The organism is Prosthecobacter gellanilyticus (genome assembly GCF_007992435.1).
Classification (GTDB): Bacteria; Verrucomicrobiota; Verrucomicrobiia; order Verrucomicrobiales; family Verrucomicrobiaceae; genus Prosthecobacter; species Prosthecobacter gellanilyticus.
In genome coordinates this window covers 18,066-38,320 of sequence record NZ_BKAG01000061.1, presented here as the reverse complement: position 1 = coordinate 38,320, position 20,255 = coordinate 18,066, and the positions used below count along the sequence as shown (strand labels likewise).

Below are 20,255 nucleotides of genomic sequence, written 5' to 3'. Positions count from 1 at the left end.
CACACTTCCATATCGGATTTGTCCGTCGCCTTGAGCATCACGAACGAGAAGCCCTCAAAGAGCTTTGGCTCTCCATGAACTCCCGTTCAAACAATTCTGGTTGCTTGTTCCACTATAGATCACAAGCGGGTGGACGTCACTTTGAGGAGTATCTTGCCAAGGACATCAAAGGACGGGACGAGGAAGGTAGGCTTAACTTCGTCAAATTCCCTCCGTCCTGGCTCCCCAAGAGGGTGCCTATGCGTCTGTGGTTCTGTATGGGACTTGGGAGAAGGAGACCGGCTAAGGAGGGGGCGATGGACAGGGTTAGGAAGGGGAAGAGACGACACCGTTACTCCACTGCGGTCCTCCGGTCCATGGGGGGACTTGGAGGTGTCGGTGGAAAGGGAGAGTGTGACAGCGAGCACGCATCTACTGTACACAACCACGACCCCACCTTTAAACAGGGATGAAACAGTCAGTCTTTAGTCAGTCGGACCGGCCCATGTCCCCTTTGAATTACATGTCGTTTCAGTCGCTTATCTTGCGTCTATTTTGGCCCATCGCGGACCTGCCCATAAGCGTGGATTTGCCACTGATAACTGGGGGTGCCACCCATGTTGTAAAGAGGCAGCATTTTGGCAGCATCCGTCCCGTCGCTGCCTCTCCGTCGCGTCCCAGGTCCTCCTTCTCGGGCCCCTCCTGGTCCCTTATGTCCTTGCGCCATCTTGGCGGGTTCCATTGCCCTCGTTCAGTTCCTCCCGTCCGCATCTTTCCGTGTAGTAGAACGTGACTGCTTCCCACATCACTAACTCTTCAAAATAACCGGGGTTTTCTTGGGCGTATTCCAATACGAACTTCCCTGCGGTTTTATCGCTGAACATGATCTTTTTCGGCACCTCACAACCCGCCACGAGGAGCAGGATAGCGCAGCCCAGGGACAGGGGGTGAAACAGCCCCCCGACTGCCAGCAGCACAACGATTGCTCCAAGAATAAATGCCAACGGATGGCGTCGGAGTTGGTAGCTGAAGGGCAGATTTTCGGCAAGGCCAGGGGCAGCCCATTCACAGACGACGGCCATCGCCTCACCACGCGTTCGCAAACAAGTGTATTCTTCAATTTTCAATCTGGCAGAATCTCTCGTCATGTAGGGGAGGCTCAGTGGTTGGCATGTGCCTTGAGATGTTCTGCCGCTCTCCTTATCCCCTCTGCCTTTTGGCTGGCGGTCATCCGCTCTTCGAGAATGACGAGGCTTTCCCGAGCCTCTCTCCTGCCGTTGACTGCCCCAAGGCTCAACCATTTGTGCGCTTCGGCGTAATCAACTGACACTCCCTGTCCCTGGGCACACATCAGGCCGAGATTGTGCTGTGCCGGTCCATAGTCCTGTTCTGCCGCTCGCCGGTACCAACCGGCTGCCTTGATCGTGTCTTTTTGCACGCCTTGTCCAACTTCATGCATGTATCCGAGAATGAACTCGGCGCGGCTGTGCTTTTGCTCGGCTGCCTTGAGCAGCCACTTCAGTGCTTCTACATAGTCCGTCTCTGTGCCATCTCCGCTCGCAAAGCGAACACCGAGATCGCATTGAGCGGTGACATTACCTTGCTCGGCAGCTCGCCGGAACCATTTCACTGCCTTCGCCTCGTCCCTTGGGAGCCACTCGCCTTTCGAGTAGATGACGGCGAGCATCGTTTGTGCCTGTGCATCATTCATCTCTGCCCCCTTCATGATCCATTTCACTGCCCCTGTCACGTCCGCTTCAGCGCCGATGCCATTGCCAAGCATCGTTCCCAAATACAAGCAGGCTTTGGCGTCGTCCTGATCCGCAGCTCTCCGAAACCATTTCGCGGCTTCGGTTTCATCCTTCTCCACACCTTGTCCGTTGAGCAGCATCAATCCTAGCTTCGTCTGTGCGCCAGCGAAATGCTGATTGGCAGACTTTCTCAGCCATTTTACCGCTTCGGCTTCGTCCTTCGTGCCTCCTAGGCCCGTGGCATACATCATGCCAATATCGAACTGCGAGACGGCGTCTCCGCTGGCCGCTTCTGCTCTCAGAACTGCGTCTTGCGCGTGCCCTGGGGTGAAGATGCTGAAGACGAGCAAGAATGCGAGGATGATCTTCATGACGACAACCTTTTCGTTTGGCTTTTTCTGAACTCACAGACCCTGCCGATGGAACCATATCTGTGTTTTGATTTCGCGGAGCTGCCATGCCATGCTGGCCGTCGCATCAGCAGTGGCCTCAAGCGCTTCGGTTTGCCGCCGCAGCAGGTCCCGTTTCTCTTTCTCCAAAGCCAGTTCCATGCGCTTCGTCTCTGTCTCTTCTGCCTTCTCCTTTTGCCCAACTCGGCGATACTCCGCCACGTTCCATTCCAATGCTTCAAGCTGGATCTCCACATCGTATTCGCCGTCCGCTACGGCAGCTTTGAACTCATCAAGCAATCTGCCTGCCTTGCCTCCATAGTTCGACGGATTCCCGTTCACATCGAGCAATCGGTAGGCCAGCACTCTCTCCTTCATCTCCGCTGCTGTGACGAGCTGGGGAACCGTCGCCATCGTCTTGATGAACTCATTGTCTTCCTTCGACAGGTCCTTCAGTTCCAGTTCATACTGCCTGCCATCCTGCTTCCTGATTTCCACTGTCTTGGCGGGCCAGTTGTAGCTAACCAGTCGTGCGTTGATTTGCCGTCCATCCGCAGCGGTCCAGGTTCGTCCCTTCTTGGCCGCTAGCCAGTCGTCGAAGTCGTTGGCCTGCGCGGAGCGAGGTAGGGCACCGAGAATGCATACTACAAGAGCAGCGGTCGCCAGCCTACTAAGCAGTGGGTTTCGCGGGACCGGTCTGGAAATGAGGAGTCCTTCCTTTTTGTGTTTAGGGTCCAGATTCATGGCAATGGGCATTTTAATGCCCGTGCAAAGCGCGATGCAATGGGAAATTTCGGTGAGTGTCCAATGGCTCTCAGATCAATCCAACCGAACGGCGGCTCGTGCTGCTGTTGAAGGAGGAGCGTCTGAAACAGAATCTCTCGGCCACCGCCTTGGCGGAATCCATCGGTGTGAGCCGCACCACTATCACCCACCTCGAAAATGATCAGGCGAGACCCACGCTTTGGGTGCTCCTTCAGATAGCTCACGGTTTGAAGCTGAACCTCGCGGATTTCCTAGCCCAGGCCTCATCTGGCCGCCGACGCTAGCGGGCTGTCTCGATTTCCGGCTGAATGGGTTCGTCAGGACTGCTGAGAGGTCGGGGTAACTATACCCAAAGGAGTCAGCGGACCGGGAAAACGGCACGCTTTATGGCTGTAGGCTGTCAAAAGAACAGCGGGTAGGCCTCTATTTGCCCCGGAAGTGCCCCTAGAACGCGTTTTTGGTCGTTTTGAGGGTTGGGACAGCGGATTTGGGTGTGTGGTGCCTCCTGGGACTCTTAAAGGCGATTTGTCTAAAGTGCCCTTCTAGCGGGGACCTAAAGGCCCCCTGGAAGGGACTGCCGCTATCGGCGGTGGGATTTTCTAAGAAGGACCGCGAGACAAACGATCCGAGTTTCCGTGGTGAATAACATCTGCATGTGGCCAAGTGGAGCGTGTTTAGAATGTCTCCATGCGAAACAGGCGGCCGTTGATGCCGCCATCGTTCAAGCGTAGGACAATTTCTTCCGCTCTCGGTAGCACGCCCGAAGGGGCATCGCCTTCCGGCAAATCTTCGCTCAGAGCAGTGAGGATGTATTGAATACCGTAGGTCGTGCAGGTCTCACGTATAACCTCCAGCAGCGCGAGTTTGCGTTTCCGCTCCAGTCGCTCAAGGCCACCATCGTGATACACAAAGTGGAAAAAGGGCTCCTTGGCATAACTTATAAGAACAGCGAGATCGAAGGCGATGCAGAGAAGTTGTTTAAAGGAGGTGCCTTTGTCTTCTTCGGTGGCCCGCTGTGTCGCAGGATCAGAATACTCCGCCCGCAGATCAAGATTCCCTCCCTTTTCCATTTGCTGGACATAGAGCAGCGCCTCACGGTCCATAACTTGTTTGATGATGCGGGCGAACGTGAGCTGAATCGCCTGATAACGCGGAACACTCTGGCTAACCATGTCTCTAAGGGCTTCGGTGCAGCGTTTTACCTCCTCGCGCAACGCCGTAGCTTGCTGTTGCGCAGAGATGACCTCCCGCAGCTTGCTCTCACGGGTTTCCATGATGGAAAGATCGGCCCGGTCTTGATCAAGTTGCCTCTGGAGATCTTTGAATTTCTTCAAGCTGTCGCTGCCCCCTAGAACGCCCAGCATTTCGCGCCGTCTGGTCGAAAGCTGTGCATGGTCTTTTTCCAAAAGGAATATCTGCTTTTCCAAGGTGACGGCCTGGTCATTCAATTGGGCTTGGCGTTCCGTGAGAATACGGCGATTGAAAATCACCAAATCGTCATAGTCACGGGCTAGTTGCTGAGGAAAGGAGATCTGGGCTTCATTAAAGACTCTTTGGACGTCGGACAGGTCGAAATCAATTTTGTCGGCGAGCTGACGCTGGATGGTCGCGAGGTCGTGGCGGGCATTGTAAAGGTTTTCGTTGATGGTGGCGATCTCAGCCTCGGTTTGCTCGGCCACGGTCCGGGCAAGCATGGTTTCCTGAGCTTGGAAGTCGAAGCGGTCGAGGGCTGCCACAGCTTTCCCCACCTCATCTCGTTTGATATTGATCTGCGCCTTGAGTTTCTCGTGATCCTTCGGCGTAACGGGGATTTCGAGCTGCAATTCTTTGACCTTTGTTCCTGCGGCTTCTAAGGCGGCATCGGCATCATACTTGGCCACTACGATATTGTGATCAAAGCCTAGAACTTTGATCACGTACGGCTTCCAGTCCGGATGATTACCCGCTCCGAATTTGGAGAGTTTGAAGACATCTCCATAGTCCTGCTGGGTGCGGAGGAAAAAAGAAACTCCTTTCCGGTAAGAAAACGGTTTGATGGAAGCAAAGGCAAGAAGGCTGTCGAGGAGTGCAACAGCCCTCTTGAATGATTCCCGCCAGTGATCCCACTCAACTTCTTCAATGCTGCTATAGTTCTGGTAGCGTTCTGTATGCTTTTTGAAAGCAATCTTTGTTGGTTCATCCGCAGACCGGCGAATTGTGACGAAGCCTCCGCCGGGCAGTTCGATCTCCAAGAAGAAGATGAAGCGGGCAAACAAATCGGCTCGCTTTTTAAACGTGTGATTCTTATCCACCCCTTTTAGCAGAACGAAATCGAGCACTTCAATTAGAAATGATTTTCCCAGATTGTGGCCAGATTTTTTCTTGTCCTGCGGATGCTGGATGTCGGCCAGGATCAGGTTAAAGCCCTCGCGGAAGCGGATGGGTGCGAAGAGATTAGGCTGGTTTGTGTAGAGGTGGATGAGCTTCATGACACCTCGCCCGGTTGAGGCTGTAAATATTCAAAGGAGTCCGTCTGCGCGTGATATTCAGTGCGCCCCAGCAGGTATAGGAAATGCACCGTGGGCAGGAAGACATAATCGCCATCCGGTCCCAGGGCCGCCAGCGTCTGACGCAGGTCATCAAACTTGCACAATCGCTCCGCCTGGAGCTGAGCAAGCAAGAGGCTGGCGGCCCGCAGGATGCAGGTGTTGAGATCAAGATGCTTGGCGGGGCGAATCATGAGAGGGGAGCTTTACGACCGATGTCGCAATTCACATACATGTAGTGGATGACAATTTTCAGCAGCGGACGGTGGCTAGCCACCGCTATTCCTGGGCTTCGTTCTGGAATAAGGTGATGGAGGTGTTCAAGGGCATCATCAAACGCAGAAAAGCGTTCCCTATGAACAATGAGCTGTCCTTTCAGCTCATCCGCCACTGCGTGATATTGCTCTTTGATTGTCCGGTTTCTGGCATTCTTGAGGAAGTCTTCAATTGCCACAAAGTGCATCATGGAGTTTTCCCTGATATAGTCGAAGTAAACAGCCGAAAGGCCGTTGACGGAATTCTTTACCTCGATGCCTGGATAATCACGAAAGTCGTGTTCGCTATCGAAGGAATCGGGCAGGTTCTGCCGGTGCTCGTAGAGGGCCATGATCACATCACGGAGGTCATTCGGTGTGAACATGATAGGGGAGCGGAGTTTGTCGAGCCCCACGGCTCTAACTATATCCGGATGAAGCAAAAGTTCGCTCTCGATATCCTCGAATCCTCTGAGCCAAAAATCTTTCACGCCGGTTTCGTCCAAGACTCGTTTAGCAATGCGATCCTCTGCACCGCCCGTTTTCCTCCTGTTGGTGAACAGAATGTAGTGCGTCAACTCCCCATCATCGAACATGCGCCTTATTTTAGGCAACTCCTCGTTCAAAGTCTTGGTCTCAAATTCATAGTCAGAACAGGTTCCAACCGGCGAGGCCCTGTGTTTGGCCTGAATGACAAACTTCCCCGCTGCGGGGTTTGTGGGGCTAGGAAACACCTGAGCGGTGCCTATGAATTTGGCATCCTTTCCACGATCTTTACCCCTGGCGAAAGTCGTGACTCCCGGCCCCAGAAGTTTGTGGCAGATGAGGCCAACGAGCTTTTCAAACTCGCTGTCGCTCAGGTCGTGGAGTGGAAAGCGAAGCATCGTAAAGGACGGGAGAATACTTACGCTCTTCTAGTCGGTTATACAAGCTTTGTCCACAGTGATCACAGCCGCGTCCGTGGCCATGACAAGCCTAAACCTCCCAGTCTCCGGCTGACCTTTTTCTCTAGCGCAACCAAGCGGTGGCCAGAAGGCCCCCCAATAGCACCTTGTCGCGGCTGCCGACTGGGATTTGTGTTAACGTTAATAAGCAAGGTCATACGCTCGAAGTGCTCAATGTGGGCGAGGCACGAGGCTACGCAGGACGCCCGTGACCAGCCTGCCCAATTGCGGCCAACCGCTTAGATAGGTTTCGAAACTGTGCTTGATGTCTCAGGGGTGGTCGTCCAGAATATTTTGGATGCCGACACCAGAGCAAGACGCCCAAAGCGCTTACGATGCACTCCCAAATGAGGCGCGGGAAGCCATGGGCGGCTGTCTGAAGGCGCTTCCATCTGCGGAGGAATTGCCCCATATGCTTAGCTTGGCGAGGCTGCTCTGGCATCAGGGGTGGATGAACACACCTTCAAGACATCCCTATCTCCTATTGAGGCTCTACCACTCAGTCGCATTCCTGCGTTACGAGGGGAACAAGTTCTGGGACAGTTTTGCCGAGGCCGTCGGCGAAGCGAACTTTCCGACAAACCGACAATCAGAGGTGAATCATGCATTCGCCCTAATTGCGGAATACTGCGGCCTGCCTCTTCTTGTGGGTTCTCATCGGCTCTATGTCCAGTCCGCTGTCCGGCACATCGGTATTCCTGTCCGCGTTTGGCGGGGTTTCATTTCGGTTTGTGAGCGACTATTGTTTGCCAGTGATGAATACAAAAGGTGGAATGACGACGAATGGGAGTCAGGCATTTCGATGTGGGTCGGCGGCAGGAAGAATCTGCGAGATTTCTTTGTGAAGAACAGAGAGACCGCGACGAAGTGGGTCGAAGAAATGTTAGATGCTCGGCGAGTCCTGGATGCGCACCCGCAGTGGACCCTATCAGACATCAAACAGATGTCACTGTTGCGCGCGGAATACTTCGAAGCTGTTCCCGAGACAGCGCTATTCCTCCGACCAGATGACCCGGAATCGCTGTTCAGGGATCGCCCACGACTTCGTTTCAGGGAACAAGATGGCATAGTTAGCATCACACTGGAAGCGCCTAGAATCGCCAAGGAATCCGATCTGCCTGCTCTCTGGCGAGTCGGGGAGAAATGCGCGAAGGCATCAACGAATCCCGTGGCACTGGCGGTAGATGGTGATGCGTTTGTCTCCGCGCTGACGCTACATCTGCTCCGAGGCAACGAGGATAAAAAGTTTCCGCCGCTGAGAGGTCTAATGCCCTGGGCTCTATGGTCCGACACTCTTGGCTCATTCGTGTCACCTGTAGCACGTGGCTTGCCTGTTGGATTTTACACAATCATTTCGCGGCACAAACTGGCTTTCACAACGCGTGACGGGTGGCTCAATGACGACGACGATGAAATCCGTTGGAACCAAGAATTCCAACTGCGAGATGGTTCCAATTGCTTCATTAGCCGCCTGCAACCCGAAGGTCGAAGGGCTACACTCGGCGTGGAAGGCTGGCATCAGATCACTTTCGCTCCTCGCGAGAGATTGGAGCTTCGCCTTTTCCCGTCACCCACAGATCGTTTTCAGATGGATGTGTCGCGTAGTGGAGTAGTTCGACTGCCTCGCTGGCCTTGGTTCCTGATAAAAATGCCCAAAGGGATGCTCGCCAGTTCTGGGGAGGAAACTGCTGCGCTATTAAATAAGGAATTTCGACTCTATACGGTTGATCGGCGTATCAATGGCAAATGGCTTGAGTGCGACGAGACATCTGGTTTGGAGGACGACCAACTCTTTCACTTCAAAGTTGCTGCTGATGCATGTTATCCGCCTCCGCGCTCGGAACCGGCACGGCCAGCAGTCAAGCTTGGCGGGTTCAACCAGCTCCATGTGGCAATGGTGGCCGTTGCAAAACAAGACAACGCGCTCCCATTCTCAGTGCAACTTCGTTCGGAGCGGCATGGCGTGATTCCATTTGGCAATGCAGCCGAGGTACAGCTTGGTGTGACCGAAACGCTGAAGCAGTCACATCTCGACAAACTGCAAGTCCGCTTCCGTGACTACTTGCCGTGGTTCTTGCTCACTGCGACTCAGCATCATGCCTCGTGGGAAGAATTGCTCATCGCTTATGAAATGATGAATGTCTCCAACGTGCAAGCGCGACTGAATCAATGGGCATTCCTCGTGATCGAGCGCACTGGTATGATGAAGCGTAGAGGCCAGTGTTGGACTGACTTTGAAAATCGCCTTCACGTAGGAAGTCACGATTCCGGGTCATTCACTGTTCGCTACTCAGGGCTGACCAACCAAATTTATTCGATTCTAGCACAGATCGAACCCTCAACGCCAATTAAAGCCGTGTGGGAACGCGGACGCCCGCCACATCTGGAAATAAAATTTCCTCTAAAAGGAGCCGTAGACCAACGTCTGCGCCAGTTGTGTTTAGAGAAACGCATCCGCATCATGAATCACAGCCTATGGACTCACTGAACACCCGTTTTAATCGTGAAGTTGTTTCCAACTTCACTGCCATGCTGCGTTCACAATATCAAGTTCATCAGCGCTTTCAAGGCATCAAGGATCAGTGGCACTCAATTCTGCAAGACCCCAAGCAGCTCATCAACGGACCATTTCTGGAAGCCGCAACGTGCTATGAGCGAGGTGCGTCACTTGATGCATTACCCTTGGCCGATGACACCAAGAGGACCATCACCGAGGTCATGGGAGGGCACCAGCTCTACAAGCACCAAAGCGATGCGCTCACTCTTGTCCTGGGTGGCGGAAACGTCGTGGTTGCGACAGGCACAAGCAGCGGTAAGACGCGGTGCTTCCAGCTTCCCATTCTCGATGATCTAATTCGTGACCCTTCGCCTGGGCTCAGAGCCATCATCATCTACCCGATGAACGCACTCGTGAATGACCAGTTGCAGGACTGGGAGCGCTTGCTGGCGAAACTCCCGCAAATCACCTTTGCGAGATTCACGGGGCAGACCCCAAGTGACGAGAAGGCATTTGAAGCAGGACTTCGGGAGGCTTGCCGAGCACGACACAAGGGCAAGGTAGATCCTGACGAGCTTGATGATGCGGCCAATGAAGAATTCCACAAAGAGATGGCAAAGGCACGAGCCACCCCAAATCATTTGCGCCATCGCGGTGCGATTCGACAGTCACCGCCTCATATTTTGGTGACAAACTTTTCGATGTTGGAGTATCTGCTCGTGCGCCCCATTGATGCGCCAGTGTTCGAGGGTGCCCGTCTGAAGTTTCTTGTTCTGGATGAAGCTCATGCCTATCGCAGTGTGCAGGCTACCGAGATAGCCTTCTTGCTGCGCAGACTCAAGGAACGGCTGGGTGTTACCAAGCCTGTATGCATTGCGACCTCAGCCACACTTGGCAAAGCGGGGGATGCAAAAAGCATAGAGCGGGTGCGTTTATTCGCGTCAGGCTTGTTTGGGGAACAGTTCAACACAAACGGACTCATCTATGGCACAACAAAGACGATCAGTGCTCCGCCAAAGCCAGCCGAGGCAGGCATAGCTGACTACTTGGCCGCCGGCGACGCTCTGGCTAAGGGTGGGGCTGAGGCTGCCCTCGCCAAGCTGCCCGCAACTGGCGCAAGCTCACTGCGGGAGTGGTTGGAGTCTGATGCGAACGTTTTCAAACTTCGCAGTGAGGTTCTTCGCAAACCGGTTCGATTTGAGGATGCATCTGGGAAAATATTCAAGGATCATCTACAACGCGAAGCGGCATTGTCAGCCTTGCTCGCGCTCGTTGCGACAGCAGACGAAAACCAGCCTGGGCACGAGGCTTTGCTTCCGACACGTCTGCATTACTTTCTACGTGCCCAGGACGGCTTGCATGTTTGTCTACGTGAAGATTGCCCTGGGCGGCACGGTGATGTGCCTGCCGTGTATTCTTCGCGTCGTTCGGATATTGCTTCGATACCTGAGGGCTCATGTCCAGCCTGTCATGCAGAGGGCATCGCTTCGCGCTTGGTGGAGGTCGTGTCCTGTCGGCGTTGCGGCTGGCTTTATGGAGCGCTTCGAGACCTTGGTCCCACGCGAGCGCGTGCGAAGCGTGATGTCGGCGAGGCATCTGTCGAGGGCGCACCCACAGTCCCCGCGCCGAGCCATGACTCGTTCGATACCGATTTAGGTTGGGCACCCGACAGCTTTCACACCTATGTTTCAGTTGGTCCCGAGTTACCTTATCCGAGACCCATTGCTGATGGCGACGAAGATCGCGATAACGAGAAATTGATCTTCAACCCTGAACAAGCTGCGTGGTGTGCGGCCTGCGGTAAACGCCAGCACAACCACACTGATTCATGTCAATGTGGCGCAGCAAGTCATCTTCGCCAGATAGACATTTTCCATCGCCAATGCCCCAGCGATCAGGGCACGGAGCAATTGGAGAAGGATGTAAAGCATATGCTGGGGCAGTGTCCGAACTGCCTTGCTCGAAACACCATGGGCGTTGAGCCCGTGCGTCGGTTCCAGGAGTCCGAAGATGAGGCGGGGCTTGCCGCCGCAATTCCTTTCGCCCACTTCGATGTCTCACCCTGGTTGGCAAAGGAGCGTTGGAAGATTCGCAAATTGCTTTGTTTCGCCGACCAGCGACAGAAAGCCGCCACATTCCCAGCCTTGTTGGAAGATGAAACATTTCCCTGGGATCTTGGTCGTGAGATTACACGCATCGCACTCAAGGAGAAGAAGCCATTGAAGTTCACCAAGCTGGCTGAACTACTGAATCAGCAATTTGCCGATGACACTTTGTCGCCCGAGGACAAGCTCTTGTTGCCATCATCCGTGCGGCCTGAAGGCGATGATCCCGACTGGAAACAGTTCTTCCAAGCTCAAATCTTTGCCTATTTCGGTATTCCCGACTCGTCTCGCGATAGCGCTGAGGATTTCGGAGCAGTGCGGGTCCGGTATGATCTCGACGACGCTAAGCGGATGGAGCTTAATAATGTCCTGGAGGGATTCAACCTCTCGCCATCGGACAGCGAGGCTTTGCTCCAAACTTTGTTTGGGTATGCAAGGAAGCGCAAAGCATTCGGCCTTCCCCCAGGCGTGAAGCATAACGACCCTGCATTTGGGCGGGTGACGGCTGACATTTTTCTCGCGAAAGAGAAAGGCGGTCTGAAAAACGCCGAAGGCTTTGTTTCCGCTGTCACGAGCGCACAGGGTAACGAGTTCACCAACTATCTCGCTCGCACCTTGAGCATTAGCATCGCCCAGGCACGAGAAGTAGCGTCGAGCTTGTGGGACGTGTTCACAAAAACTGCCACACTCCGCCAAGATGACGGCGACAGATGGCGGCTCATTCCGTCACACTTGCAGGTGGAAGCTGCACCGCAACGGTTTTGCTGTTCAGCCTGCCAAACCGTTGCGACATGGAACTGCCGCGACGTTTGTCCAAAAAAGGAATGCTCCGGCACGCTGGTGCAAATGCCGTCACTGGATCACGATGATCGTTTAATTGCACGCTGGGTATCTGCACTTCCCGATGTCACCTTTCAATCGTTGGCATCTGAAGAGCATACTGCACAGCTCGCAAAAAATGTCGCCGCCCTCGTTGAAGAGGACTTTCGTGGAGCAGGCGTCAATTTGCTGAGTTCCACGACCACATTTGAAATGGGTATCAATATTGGCGACTTGCAAAAGGTGCTGCTTCGGAATGCGCCTCCAAGCGCGGCCTCCTACATTCAACGCGTTGGCCGAGCAGGTCGTGGGGCGGATCGAAACGCTGTGTGCGTCACCCTCTGCAAAGGCACCAAGTATGACCTCGACTGCTGGCGGCAGCCCGAACAACGGCTTATGCAGGGCACGGTGAATCCACCCTCGGTATTCCTGCTCAACGCTCATCTCGCGCAGCGTCATCTGAATGCTTACTTTTTCGCGTCTGCATTGCGTGCGAGCATGGAAACGCTTGGCTCTCTCGCGAGGAAACAGCAGATTCCCTTGGGTATATGCATCCCTCAAGAACTTCGCACAGGACTGCCCCTCAATTGGTTCCCGCAGGGGACGCAGAATATGGTGTTGGATTTACAAGGTGCTATGTCCGGTTGTTCCCTTCCAGTTGGCGAAGAATCTTCTCTTCATGACATCGCTGCTGCTGTTGGGGGCTGGGCCACTGCGTTGACTGTTTGCATCGAAAGCTTTGCCAAGCGTATCCAAGAAGTCCGAGATGATCTGCAATCACTCCTCGATGAACGCAAAGAGCGCTTTGCACAAGGACAAGCAACTGGTGATTCAGAACGCGCTATTCAGTCCATTCTCAAGGCAGACCTCATAAGTATTTTAGCGAAGCGCGGTTTTCTTCCACGGTATGCATTTCCGCTTGATGTGGTTGAGCTGGTGACAAAAGCCGACCGCTATGCAGAGAGTGATGTGGATCTCAGCAGAGATCGTGGGCAGGCGATTGGCGAATATGCTCCTGGAGCCCAGGTCGTCGCGAGAAAGCAGATGTTCACTAGTGGAGGACTGTTCTTCTCAACCCGGAAAGAGATGCCCGATCCCCAATGGTTTTGGCGCTGTCCCGAGTGTCAGTTGGTTCGCACTGAACTGACCAAAACCAAATTAAAGGAATCACTTGGAGATAGCTGCCCAGCCTGTAAGGGGAAGGTGCTTGAGCCAACCTTCCGTCGCTTTATTCAGCCGACGGCATTTCTTCATGACGAAAAGGCAAAGGCCAACTTCGGGCGAACCAAACCGATACGACAGCGCCAAGGGCTCACGCATTTCATTGACACTCTTGATGATGTGACATTTACCGCACACACAGGTTTCAACATAGCTTTGAAAAAGAATGGTAAGCTGTTCCGCTACAACTACGCGCCAGGAAATAAGGGCTTCAAACTCTGCCGCCTTTGTGGGCGAAGCGAGCCTGTGCCTCTCACTGGCGCATCAGCCACTCAGCACAAGTGGCTTCGCTACCTGCCCATCTTTGGTCGTAATGAGAAATGTTCATCCGAAGCCAACCGCTCCATCACTGTCGCCTACGGCCACATCTTTGAATCGTTCTGCCTCGTCGTCCGCCCCCTCATCTCACCGCCTTCGCGCGAGTCTCTAGGCTACGCCCTTCACCGTGGCCTATGCGAAGTGCTAGAACTAGACCTCAATGAGGTGGGAGTAAGCTTTCGCCGCAGTCAAACCGGTGGCGATGAGATTGTTCTCTTTGATAAAGCCCCTGGCGGTGCTGGTCTCGTGCTTGATGCCCGAGAAAGGTGGGGTGAGGTCGTCGAGTCCGCACTGAGGATCGTTGGCACCTGCTGTTGCGAAACGGCCTGCTATGAATGCCTCAAAGACTTCTCAAATCAAACTCACCACGAGTTTTTGAATCGGAACATGACCGGCCTAAATGGCGGGACAGCCGCCATTTGCCATGAGTAGCCACTCATCAGCGTGGCGATTTGGGGACGAAACGCACGTCCTGCCTTCTGGCGGCCCCGGAAACCGCCCCCAGGCGCATGTAAACGAATTCCGAGGGTGACGGTGGCGCAATTGAGCTGCGGAGCCCTCCTGGCGATTGAGTGAGCGCCTGCTGTGGCCTATTATGAGGATTCAACGGGGTTCTTTAGAACCCCGCAGAGGGCGGGGCAGGAGTTTGAAACGAGCCCGTGCCGATACTCGTAAGTTGCGGTTCAAGTAGCGGTCTCGGTGAAAATTCCTCAAAAGCCAACTACCGCTTTTCAGCTATTAACTTCTAACCGTCTCGCAGACTAGCTTCCCAACTTCCAGACCCTAATGAAATATCATCTGATCTAAAGTTGGCGACGTATGGGGCCGGATCGAGCCATGACGCGGAAACTCCGCTGACAGCTTGGCTCAAAATTAAAAAGAACCATAGAAGGCTGCCCTCGGCCATGTTGACAGTAACCCAATTTAAATAGGGGTGACTTGCACGAAACCCGTCACCGTCCTCATTAATGAACCCGCTTGGGCAATTATCGAAGTAAACAACACCGCATCCGAGCCGGATTACGCCGTCGATAGATGGGCTTGGAACCGAAGTTCGCTGAGCGAGGTTTGGCGGCATTCGAGGATCATCAATTCCTAACTCGTTATGGATGTCAGGTAGCCAGGCACGAACCGTATTCATTGAGGCGGGACCATCGTAAGCCACGACAAAGCTAAGTATGCTAGGAGGCTGGTACCCGGCTTTAAAAGTGGTAACAAGATTTCTGGTAAGGCCTTTTATTCGGTGTGCCGTTTCGATGCTTTGCTTCATCGCCGGAATATCCAAAACAGATTTGACCTCAATAGTGGCAACCACCGACTCGGCAAGAAAGCCGTTCACTCCTCCGCCGAACGATAGCTTGGGGAAGTCGCGTCGGTAAACGACAATATCAATTTGATTCCGCTTTTCGCCGGGCTTTGAATTTGCATCGATGATCTCTCCGGTTCCGATGGCGACTCTCTCGCTGAGATGCTCCTCTAGAAAGCCTCGCACGAACGCTTCGCGAGGCGTCCCTTTATGCAGGTTGTGTCCGGTGTTGGCAGCAATCCTAGACTGCGCCAAGAGCAAATCCTCAATCCGCGCCATGTGATTTTTAAGCATATAATTGACTAAGCTGGTTTCGACTTCAGATCAATCTATGACACGGCTCCGCTAGCGAAAGGAGTATGAAAGCGCTCATTCGTGTAAAATGGAACGATTATCTGGTTGAGGGCTTCAAGGCTCTGAAGTCAACGCGTCAGGCCGCCTTTCCACCCCTCACGCCGCTACTGCTCTGCTGGAAAACGTGCTGATACACCTTTCCGGCGAGCGCCAGCTTCTCGTCCTCGTCAAAGGGCGGGTCAGGCAGCAGGCTGAAAACCTCGACTTGGATCAACTGCTCCACGTCCGCCTTCGTCGTCTCTTTGGCCGTCCAGTCGTGGCGGAGGGCCAGCACCTCCAGCACCCTCGCCAGCAAGTGCTTGCTAGCCTCCTTGACGGTCTCCCTCTGGCGTTTGGTCAGCTTGTCCTTTTTCATCAGGTCATAGATGGCTAGCTCCTCCTCCGTGAGTCCTTCTTCTGCCGCCCGGCGCTGCTCCTCGTTGAGGCTGGAGAGAAGGTCCGCCAGGCGGGCAAACGTGTCCTCGATGGTCACACGGTCCTTCTCCCGATTGTAGTCCGCGACGATCTCCGAATACTTCCGGTGGTAATCCATGCGCTGCGGATTGGCGCGCATCATTAGCGCCAGCTTGCGCTCAATCAGGGCGCGGAGGTCCTCCACCACAATGGCCTTGTGCTTGATCTTTTGCGCGAACTCGTCCCGCAGCTTCTCCATGTCAATCTTACTGAGGTCGTAGGTCTTCGCCTCCGTCTGATCGTCGCCCGGTGCCTGTGCGCGGATTGCCTCGTTCACGATCAAGTGCAGTTCCTTCAGCACCCCCGTCACGTCTGACATGTCCCGCCGCTCCTCCAGTTTCTTATAGATGGCCTCCAGGTTGTCGTGCCGTTCAGCGAAAGCGTGAATCGCCTCCTCCATGATCAATGCCTTGAAACGGAGGAAGACCTGCCGTGCCATGATCTCAAAGCGCTGTTTGCTCTCCTTGGATTTGTAAACGGCATTCACGGCATCGGCCAGCAATCCCGTCTTGGTAAAACCTTTGGCTCCGATTAGCTTCGTCGCATCAAATCCCAGCCCGAGCAAGTGGGCCTCCGTCGCCACAATAGCCTCGTTCAGCGCCCGCACACGCTCCTCGATGGGGGCCACGATCTCCTCGCCGCCGCCACCTCCGCCGCCACCTTCCTCATCATCGCCCAGCGCATACTGCGCCAGGGCAGCGCGCAGGCTCTTGAGCATCCCGTTGTAGTCCACGATGAGCCCGAAGTCCTTTCCCTCGCATCGGCGGTTGGCGCGGGCGATGGCCTGCATCAGCGTGTGCGCCTTCATCGGCTTGTCAATGTAGAGGGTGCTCAGGCTCTCCACGTCAAAGCCGGTGAGCCACATCGCGCACACGATCACGACGCGGAAGGGATGGCTCGGAGTCTTGAAGGCGTCTTCCATCGAAAGCGTCTCTTCTCCCACCTCGAAACCCTTCTTCATGCGCTCCCGGTGAGGGATGATGTCCACTCCCCATTTCTTGAAGTCCTTCACCTCGCCTTGCTGCTCGCTGATCTGGATTTCGATGATCGTCTCCTCCATCCAGCGTGCCTTGGCGTTCAGCACATCTCTCCTGTCCGCGTCCGGCTCAGACTCCGCTGCCGCCTTCACTTCCAGTGTCTTGGCCTGCCAATGCGGGGTGATCATGTTGAACATCCGACCGCAGGTGATCTTATCAATGCACACCAGCATGGATTTGCCTGCCTGCCAGCGCGCCGAGCAATGGTCCACGAAGTCCTTCGCAATCTTCTCCAACCTGTCGGGGGCCGTGATAACCTCATAGTCCTTGCCCAGTAGATTCTCCAAGTGTGCCTGCTGATCCTCATCCAGGTTCGACTGCTCGATCACCTCCGCGATCCTGTCGTTCAGGTCCAGCTTCGCGACCCCCAGTTTCTCACCCCGGTTTTCATAAACCAGCTTCACCGTCGCGCCGTCTTCCTCCGAACGCTTGAAGTCATAGCGGGAAACGTAGCCCCCGAAAATGCGCTTCGTCAGATGATCGTTCTTGAAAAGCGGGGTCCCGGTGAACCCCAGGAAGGCGGCGTTTGGCAGTGCCTGCCGCATGTTGCGGGCAAACTTGCCCGCCTGGGTCCGGTGCGCCTCGTCGGAGATCACGATGATGTCGTCCCGCTCGCTGTAGGGCTCCCGTGCATCCACCTCCTGGTTAAATTTGTGAATCAGCGTGAAGATGTAGGCATGGTTTTCTCCCAGCAGCGTCTTCAGCTCCTTTCCGCTGCTCGCGCGCGGCGTCTTCTTCGGGTCAATGACGCCGCAGCCACCAAAGGTGCGGTAAATCTGGCTGTCCAGATCATCGCGATCCGTCATGATCACAAAGGTGAACGCGCCCTTGAGCTTCCTCCGCACCTTCTCCGTGAAAAAGGCCATGCTGTAGCTCTTGCCGCTGCCCTGGGTGTGCCAGAAGACCCCCAGCCTGCCCAGTTCAGGGTGCGCGCGCTGCACCAACGGCATGTCTGCCGGTGCCTGCTCAGCCAGCACACCATCGGTCCTCAACAGCGCTTCAGAAGTGGAAGTCCAGTCGCTCGCACGCATCGGCTTCTTCATGGCGGCATAGGTGACCTTGCGACGCTCAGGAAACTCCTTCTTCAGCACCTCCTGCCGCATCACCGATTCCACCGCCAGATTCACGCCCAGCACTTGATGGTTTCTCGCCACCACCTTGCGGGTCTTGCCCGCCTTGCTGGCATCAAAGAGGATGAAGTTCTCCACCAGGTCCAGCAGCCGGTCCTTCGCCAGCATCCCATCCAGCAGCACCTGGGCATTCACCTTGCCCTTGTCCTTCTCATCATTGCGCTTCCACTCCGCGAAGTGATCCCAGCCGCTGGTGATCGAGCCATAGCGCGCGTTGTCGCCATTGCTCACGATCAGGAAGGCATTGTGATGAAAGGCATGTCCCACCACATGCTCGTCCATGTAGTCGGAGAGATTGCCATCGAAGCCCGCCCGAATGTTTCGATAGACTGCCTTCAACTCGATGAACACCAGCGGCAACCCGTTGACGAAACACACGAGGTCAGCGCGGCGGTTGTAACTCGGTGCGCGGAGACCGGTGAGGCAAAGCTCCCGCACCGCCAAAAAACGATTGTTTGTCACATCGGCGAAATCAATCACCCGTGCCCGTGCGCTGCGGGGGTGGCCTTTCTCGTCCTTGTAGTCCACAGGCACACCGTCGCGAATGAAGCCGTGAAACTCCTGGTTGTGCTGGAGCAGCGAGCGGGAGAAGTCATGCCTCGTCATCTTGCTCACCGCCTCGTCAATGGCCTTGTCAGGCAAGGCCGCATTCAGCTTCACCAACGCAGCGCGTAGATCACGCGTCAGCACGACTTCCCGCGTGTCCTCGCGCCCCAGCGTGCCTTCAGCTCCAAAAGTCTCTGCCTTGTAAGCATACACACTGTCCCATCCCAGTACGCCTTCCAGGTGCTCAGCAAAGGTCTGCTGAACGAGTCGGTCCTCGCTGTTGATGTCAGTGTAGGCCATGAGCGAGCCTTAATAAATACTTTGAGGCCTTCCGCATCAAGCCTTTCGACATTTCTTCGGCCACAAGTCATCCAACGCATACAGCAGCTTGCCTGACAGCTCCCTCACCATGCGCGGTGTGGATTTCAAGCTTGAACCGGCCTCCTTGAGAATGTTCACGAACTCCAGCTTGGTAAGCTCGGGTCGATGGCTGCTCTCGCGCTTGTCGAAGTAGAAGAAGGTGGAGTCTTCTCCGTCTTCGCGGCTCTGAATGGTCACGGGAGCACAGATCTCAAGGTTCCTGGACTTTATGGTGGCAGCCTCGGCCCGGATCATTCTATCGCCTGCCTGGGCGTGCTGGCGCATGCCGCTGTTGCCGCGAACGCGCACCCAATCCAGGTGCCTCCGGTGCAGCTTCAGTTCCTCCAGCGCCCGATCTTCGCCACGCTGCACGGTGGCTTCGTCATCTTTGCTCATTCCGCCATCTTTGATCTCAGTGATGCCAATAATCCAATGCCGCCCGGCCTGGGCTTTCGTGCGCTTGACAGTCGCACGTTTCGGCTTCCGGGGTACCACGGGCAGGGCGCAAAGGGCGTTCAATTCCTTCCCCGTGAGCACCGTGCTGAGTTCGCGGAGCTGTTGCAGGAAGGCGCGGGTCTTCCATAGCAGAGCGGGCTCCTGGGTGAGCACCGCGCACTCCTCCAGGTCATTCGCCGAGGTATCGGACAAGTTGGCGGAGCCGATGATGGCTGCCCTGTCGAGCACCAGCACTTTGGCGTGCAAGTTCGGGTGGGAACAGACGACCGCCCCGCGCCTGAACGCCTGGCGCAACACCGGCGCGGCGGTGCCTCCCGACTTGATGGTGTCTTCCGAGGCATCCACGATGAGCAGGTCGCCCTTGCCAAACTTGATGCGGTCACTTGTCACGTAGGCAATCGCTGCCTGCCGGTGCTTCGCTTTTTTGGCCAGCTTCACAGCGGTGCTCCAGAGGTTGGTGGTGAGCAGTTCGCTCATGGGATGAGTCGCAATTGGATGAGTTCCCTCCGCAAGTCACGGGTCAACGGGCGTCCGTCTGGCATCGCCTGCTCATAGCCGACAATCAGGCATTTGTCGAAGAAGGCAGGCGCACCAAAGCCATGCTCGCGGCAGAGGTTGTAGCGGTGGACGGCATTCTTGAACATGTTCACTTCGCCGCTTCTGTGCGGCCAGTTGCGGGGCAGTATCAGCACCGCTGCCGTCGCCCCATGGCTCAAATAAATGTGAAACTTCATGAAGTCGTACAGGATTTTGTCGCTGTTCGATTTCTCCACTTCGACGGCCACTATGTTGCCCTCGTAGGTAAAGGCGAAATCCAGCTCCTTCCTCACCTCTTTTGGCAGTGACAGTGTAGTTGGCGCAGCTCGATGCAATGCCAGTTGTTTTGCCAAAGTCTGGTCAAAATCGAACGTGAACTGGTTGCTGTTCTTTTCCTCGATGACGATAGGAAAAGAGAACCCGTTGGCGGCAGCGAAGAGGGGGCGCAGTGTCTTCGAAAGGGGCGTGTCGTCCGGATAGACAATGAAATCTTGAGCAATCAAATTCAT

14 protein-coding genes are annotated in these 20,255 nt (G+C 55.1%); 4 read left to right on the top strand and 10 right to left on the bottom strand.

What is annotated here, in order from left to right:
- Positions 1-452 (top strand): hypothetical protein (locus BGE01nite_RS29470; RefSeq protein WP_218033101.1); only part of this gene is annotated, 452 nt, incomplete at its 5' end.
- A gap of 237 nt (positions 453-689) precedes the next feature.
- On the opposite strand, the gene BGE01nite_RS25725 is transcribed toward BGE01nite_RS29470, so the two are convergent.
- Genes BGE01nite_RS25725 through BGE01nite_RS25715 form a run of 3 tightly spaced genes read right to left on the bottom strand, consistent with a single transcriptional unit; the run spans position 690 to position 2,863 of the window.
- Complete coding sequence (locus tag BGE01nite_RS25725; protein WP_146855248.1) at positions 690-1,127, bottom strand: hypothetical protein; 438 nt, start codon at positions 1,125-1,127, stop codon at positions 690-692.
- 11 nt (positions 1,128-1,138) lie between these two features.
- The gene (locus BGE01nite_RS25720; RefSeq protein WP_146855246.1) at positions 1,139-2,101 is read right to left on the bottom strand and encodes an SEL1-like repeat protein; all 963 of its coding nucleotides are present in this window, start codon (positions 2,099-2,101) and stop codon (positions 1,139-1,141) included.
- Between the two features lie 33 nt (positions 2,102-2,134).
- Positions 2,135-2,863, bottom strand: coding sequence for a hypothetical protein (locus BGE01nite_RS25715; RefSeq protein WP_146855244.1), 729 nt, complete (start codon positions 2,861-2,863; stop codon positions 2,135-2,137).
- 56 nt (positions 2,864-2,919) lie between these two features.
- On the opposite strand from BGE01nite_RS25715, the gene BGE01nite_RS29950 reads away from it, so the two are divergent.
- Positions 2,920-3,168, top strand: coding sequence for a helix-turn-helix domain-containing protein (locus tag BGE01nite_RS29950; RefSeq protein WP_146855241.1), 249 nt, complete (start codon positions 2,920-2,922; stop codon positions 3,166-3,168).
- 390 nt (positions 3,169-3,558) lie between these two features.
- Here BGE01nite_RS29950 and BGE01nite_RS25705 read toward each other — a convergent pair whose 3' ends face one another.
- The 3 genes from BGE01nite_RS25705 to BGE01nite_RS25695 are packed head-to-tail and all read right to left on the bottom strand — an operon-like array spanning position 3,559 to position 6,547.
- A complete protein-coding gene (locus tag BGE01nite_RS25705; RefSeq protein ID WP_146855238.1) occupies positions 3,559-5,352 on the bottom strand; it encodes a DUF2326 domain-containing protein in 1,794 nt (597 codons plus the stop codon).
- A complete protein-coding gene (locus BGE01nite_RS25700) occupies positions 5,349-5,603 on the bottom strand; it encodes an ABC-three component system middle component 8 (protein ID WP_146855235.1) in 255 nt (84 codons plus the stop codon). The genes BGE01nite_RS25705 and BGE01nite_RS25700 overlap by 4 nt, the downstream gene beginning before the upstream one ends.
- Positions 5,600-6,547, bottom strand: a complete 948-nt coding sequence (locus tag BGE01nite_RS25695) for an ABC-three component system protein (protein WP_146855232.1) — start codon at positions 6,545-6,547, stop codon at positions 5,600-5,602. Before BGE01nite_RS25695 ends, BGE01nite_RS25700 begins: the two co-directional genes overlap by 4 nt.
- Positions 6,548-6,905: 358 nt before the next feature.
- Here BGE01nite_RS25695 and BGE01nite_RS25690 point away from each other — a divergent pair, with 358 nt between their 5' ends.
- Both BGE01nite_RS25690 and BGE01nite_RS25685 read left to right on the top strand, forming a co-directional pair.
- Positions 6,906-9,095, top strand: coding sequence for a hypothetical protein (locus BGE01nite_RS25690; protein ID WP_146855229.1), 2,190 nt, complete (start codon positions 6,906-6,908; stop codon positions 9,093-9,095).
- Positions 9,083-13,999: a DEAD/DEAH box helicase gene (locus BGE01nite_RS25685; RefSeq protein ID WP_146855226.1), complete on the top strand. Its 4,917-nt coding sequence runs from the start codon at positions 9,083-9,085 to the stop codon at positions 13,997-13,999. Before BGE01nite_RS25690 ends, BGE01nite_RS25685 begins: the two co-directional genes overlap by 13 nt.
- A 313-nt stretch (positions 14,000-14,312) precedes the next feature.
- Here the strand turns inward: BGE01nite_RS25685 and BGE01nite_RS25680 are convergent, their stop codons facing one another.
- From BGE01nite_RS25680 to BGE01nite_RS25665, 4 genes are all read right to left on the bottom strand, one after another.
- Entirely contained in the window at positions 14,313-15,167 is an 855-nt protein-coding gene (locus BGE01nite_RS25680; RefSeq protein ID WP_146855223.1) for a DUF6602 domain-containing protein, read from the bottom strand.
- A gap of 136 nt (positions 15,168-15,303) precedes the next feature.
- Positions 15,304-18,693 (bottom strand): type I restriction endonuclease subunit R, encoded by a 3,390-nt coding sequence (locus BGE01nite_RS25675; protein WP_146855220.1) that lies wholly within the window; start codon positions 18,691-18,693, stop codon positions 15,304-15,306.
- Between the two features lie 36 nt (positions 18,694-18,729).
- Positions 18,730-19,686, bottom strand: coding sequence for a phospholipase D family protein (locus tag BGE01nite_RS25670; RefSeq protein ID WP_146855217.1), 957 nt, complete (start codon positions 19,684-19,686; stop codon positions 18,730-18,732).
- Positions 19,683-20,255: a hypothetical protein gene (locus BGE01nite_RS25665; protein WP_146855214.1), complete on the bottom strand. Its 573-nt coding sequence runs from the start codon at positions 20,253-20,255 to the stop codon at positions 19,683-19,685. The genes BGE01nite_RS25670 and BGE01nite_RS25665 overlap by 4 nt, the downstream gene beginning before the upstream one ends.

Bases quoted from the DNA above. Each gene is read 5' to 3' on its own strand.
- BGE01nite_RS25725 (WP_146855248.1), bottom strand. From the start codon at position 1,127: ATGACGAGAGATTCTGCCAGATTGAAAATTGAAGAATACACTTGTTTG.
- BGE01nite_RS25720 (WP_146855246.1), bottom strand. From the start codon at position 2,101: ATGAAGATCATCCTCGCATTCTTGCTCGTCTTCAGCATCTTCACCCCA.
- BGE01nite_RS25715 (WP_146855244.1), bottom strand. From the start codon at position 2,863: ATGAATCTGGACCCTAAACACAAAAAGGAAGGACTCCTCATTTCCAGA.
- BGE01nite_RS25705 (WP_146855238.1), bottom strand. From the start codon at position 5,352: ATGAAGCTCATCCACCTCTACACAAACCAGCCTAATCTCTTCGCACCC.
- BGE01nite_RS25700 (WP_146855235.1), bottom strand. From the start codon at position 5,603: ATGATTCGCCCCGCCAAGCATCTTGATCTCAACACCTGCATCCTGCGG.
- BGE01nite_RS25695 (WP_146855232.1), bottom strand. From the start codon at position 6,547: ATGCTTCGCTTTCCACTCCACGACCTGAGCGACAGCGAGTTTGAAAAG.
- BGE01nite_RS25690 (WP_146855229.1), top strand. From the start codon at position 6,906: ATGCCGACACCAGAGCAAGACGCCCAAAGCGCTTACGATGCACTCCCA.
- BGE01nite_RS25685 (WP_146855226.1), top strand. From the start codon at position 9,083: ATGGACTCACTGAACACCCGTTTTAATCGTGAAGTTGTTTCCAACTTC.
- BGE01nite_RS25680 (WP_146855223.1), bottom strand. From the start codon at position 15,167: ATGCTTAAAAATCACATGGCGCGGATTGAGGATTTGCTCTTGGCGCAG.
- BGE01nite_RS25675 (WP_146855220.1), bottom strand. From the start codon at position 18,693: ATGGCCTACACTGACATCAACAGCGAGGACCGACTCGTTCAGCAGACC.
- BGE01nite_RS25670 (WP_146855217.1), bottom strand. From the start codon at position 19,686: ATGAGCGAACTGCTCACCACCAACCTCTGGAGCACCGCTGTGAAGCTG.
- BGE01nite_RS25665 (WP_146855214.1), bottom strand. From the start codon at position 20,255: ATGAATTTGATTGCTCAAGATTTCATTGTCTATCCGGACGACACGCCC.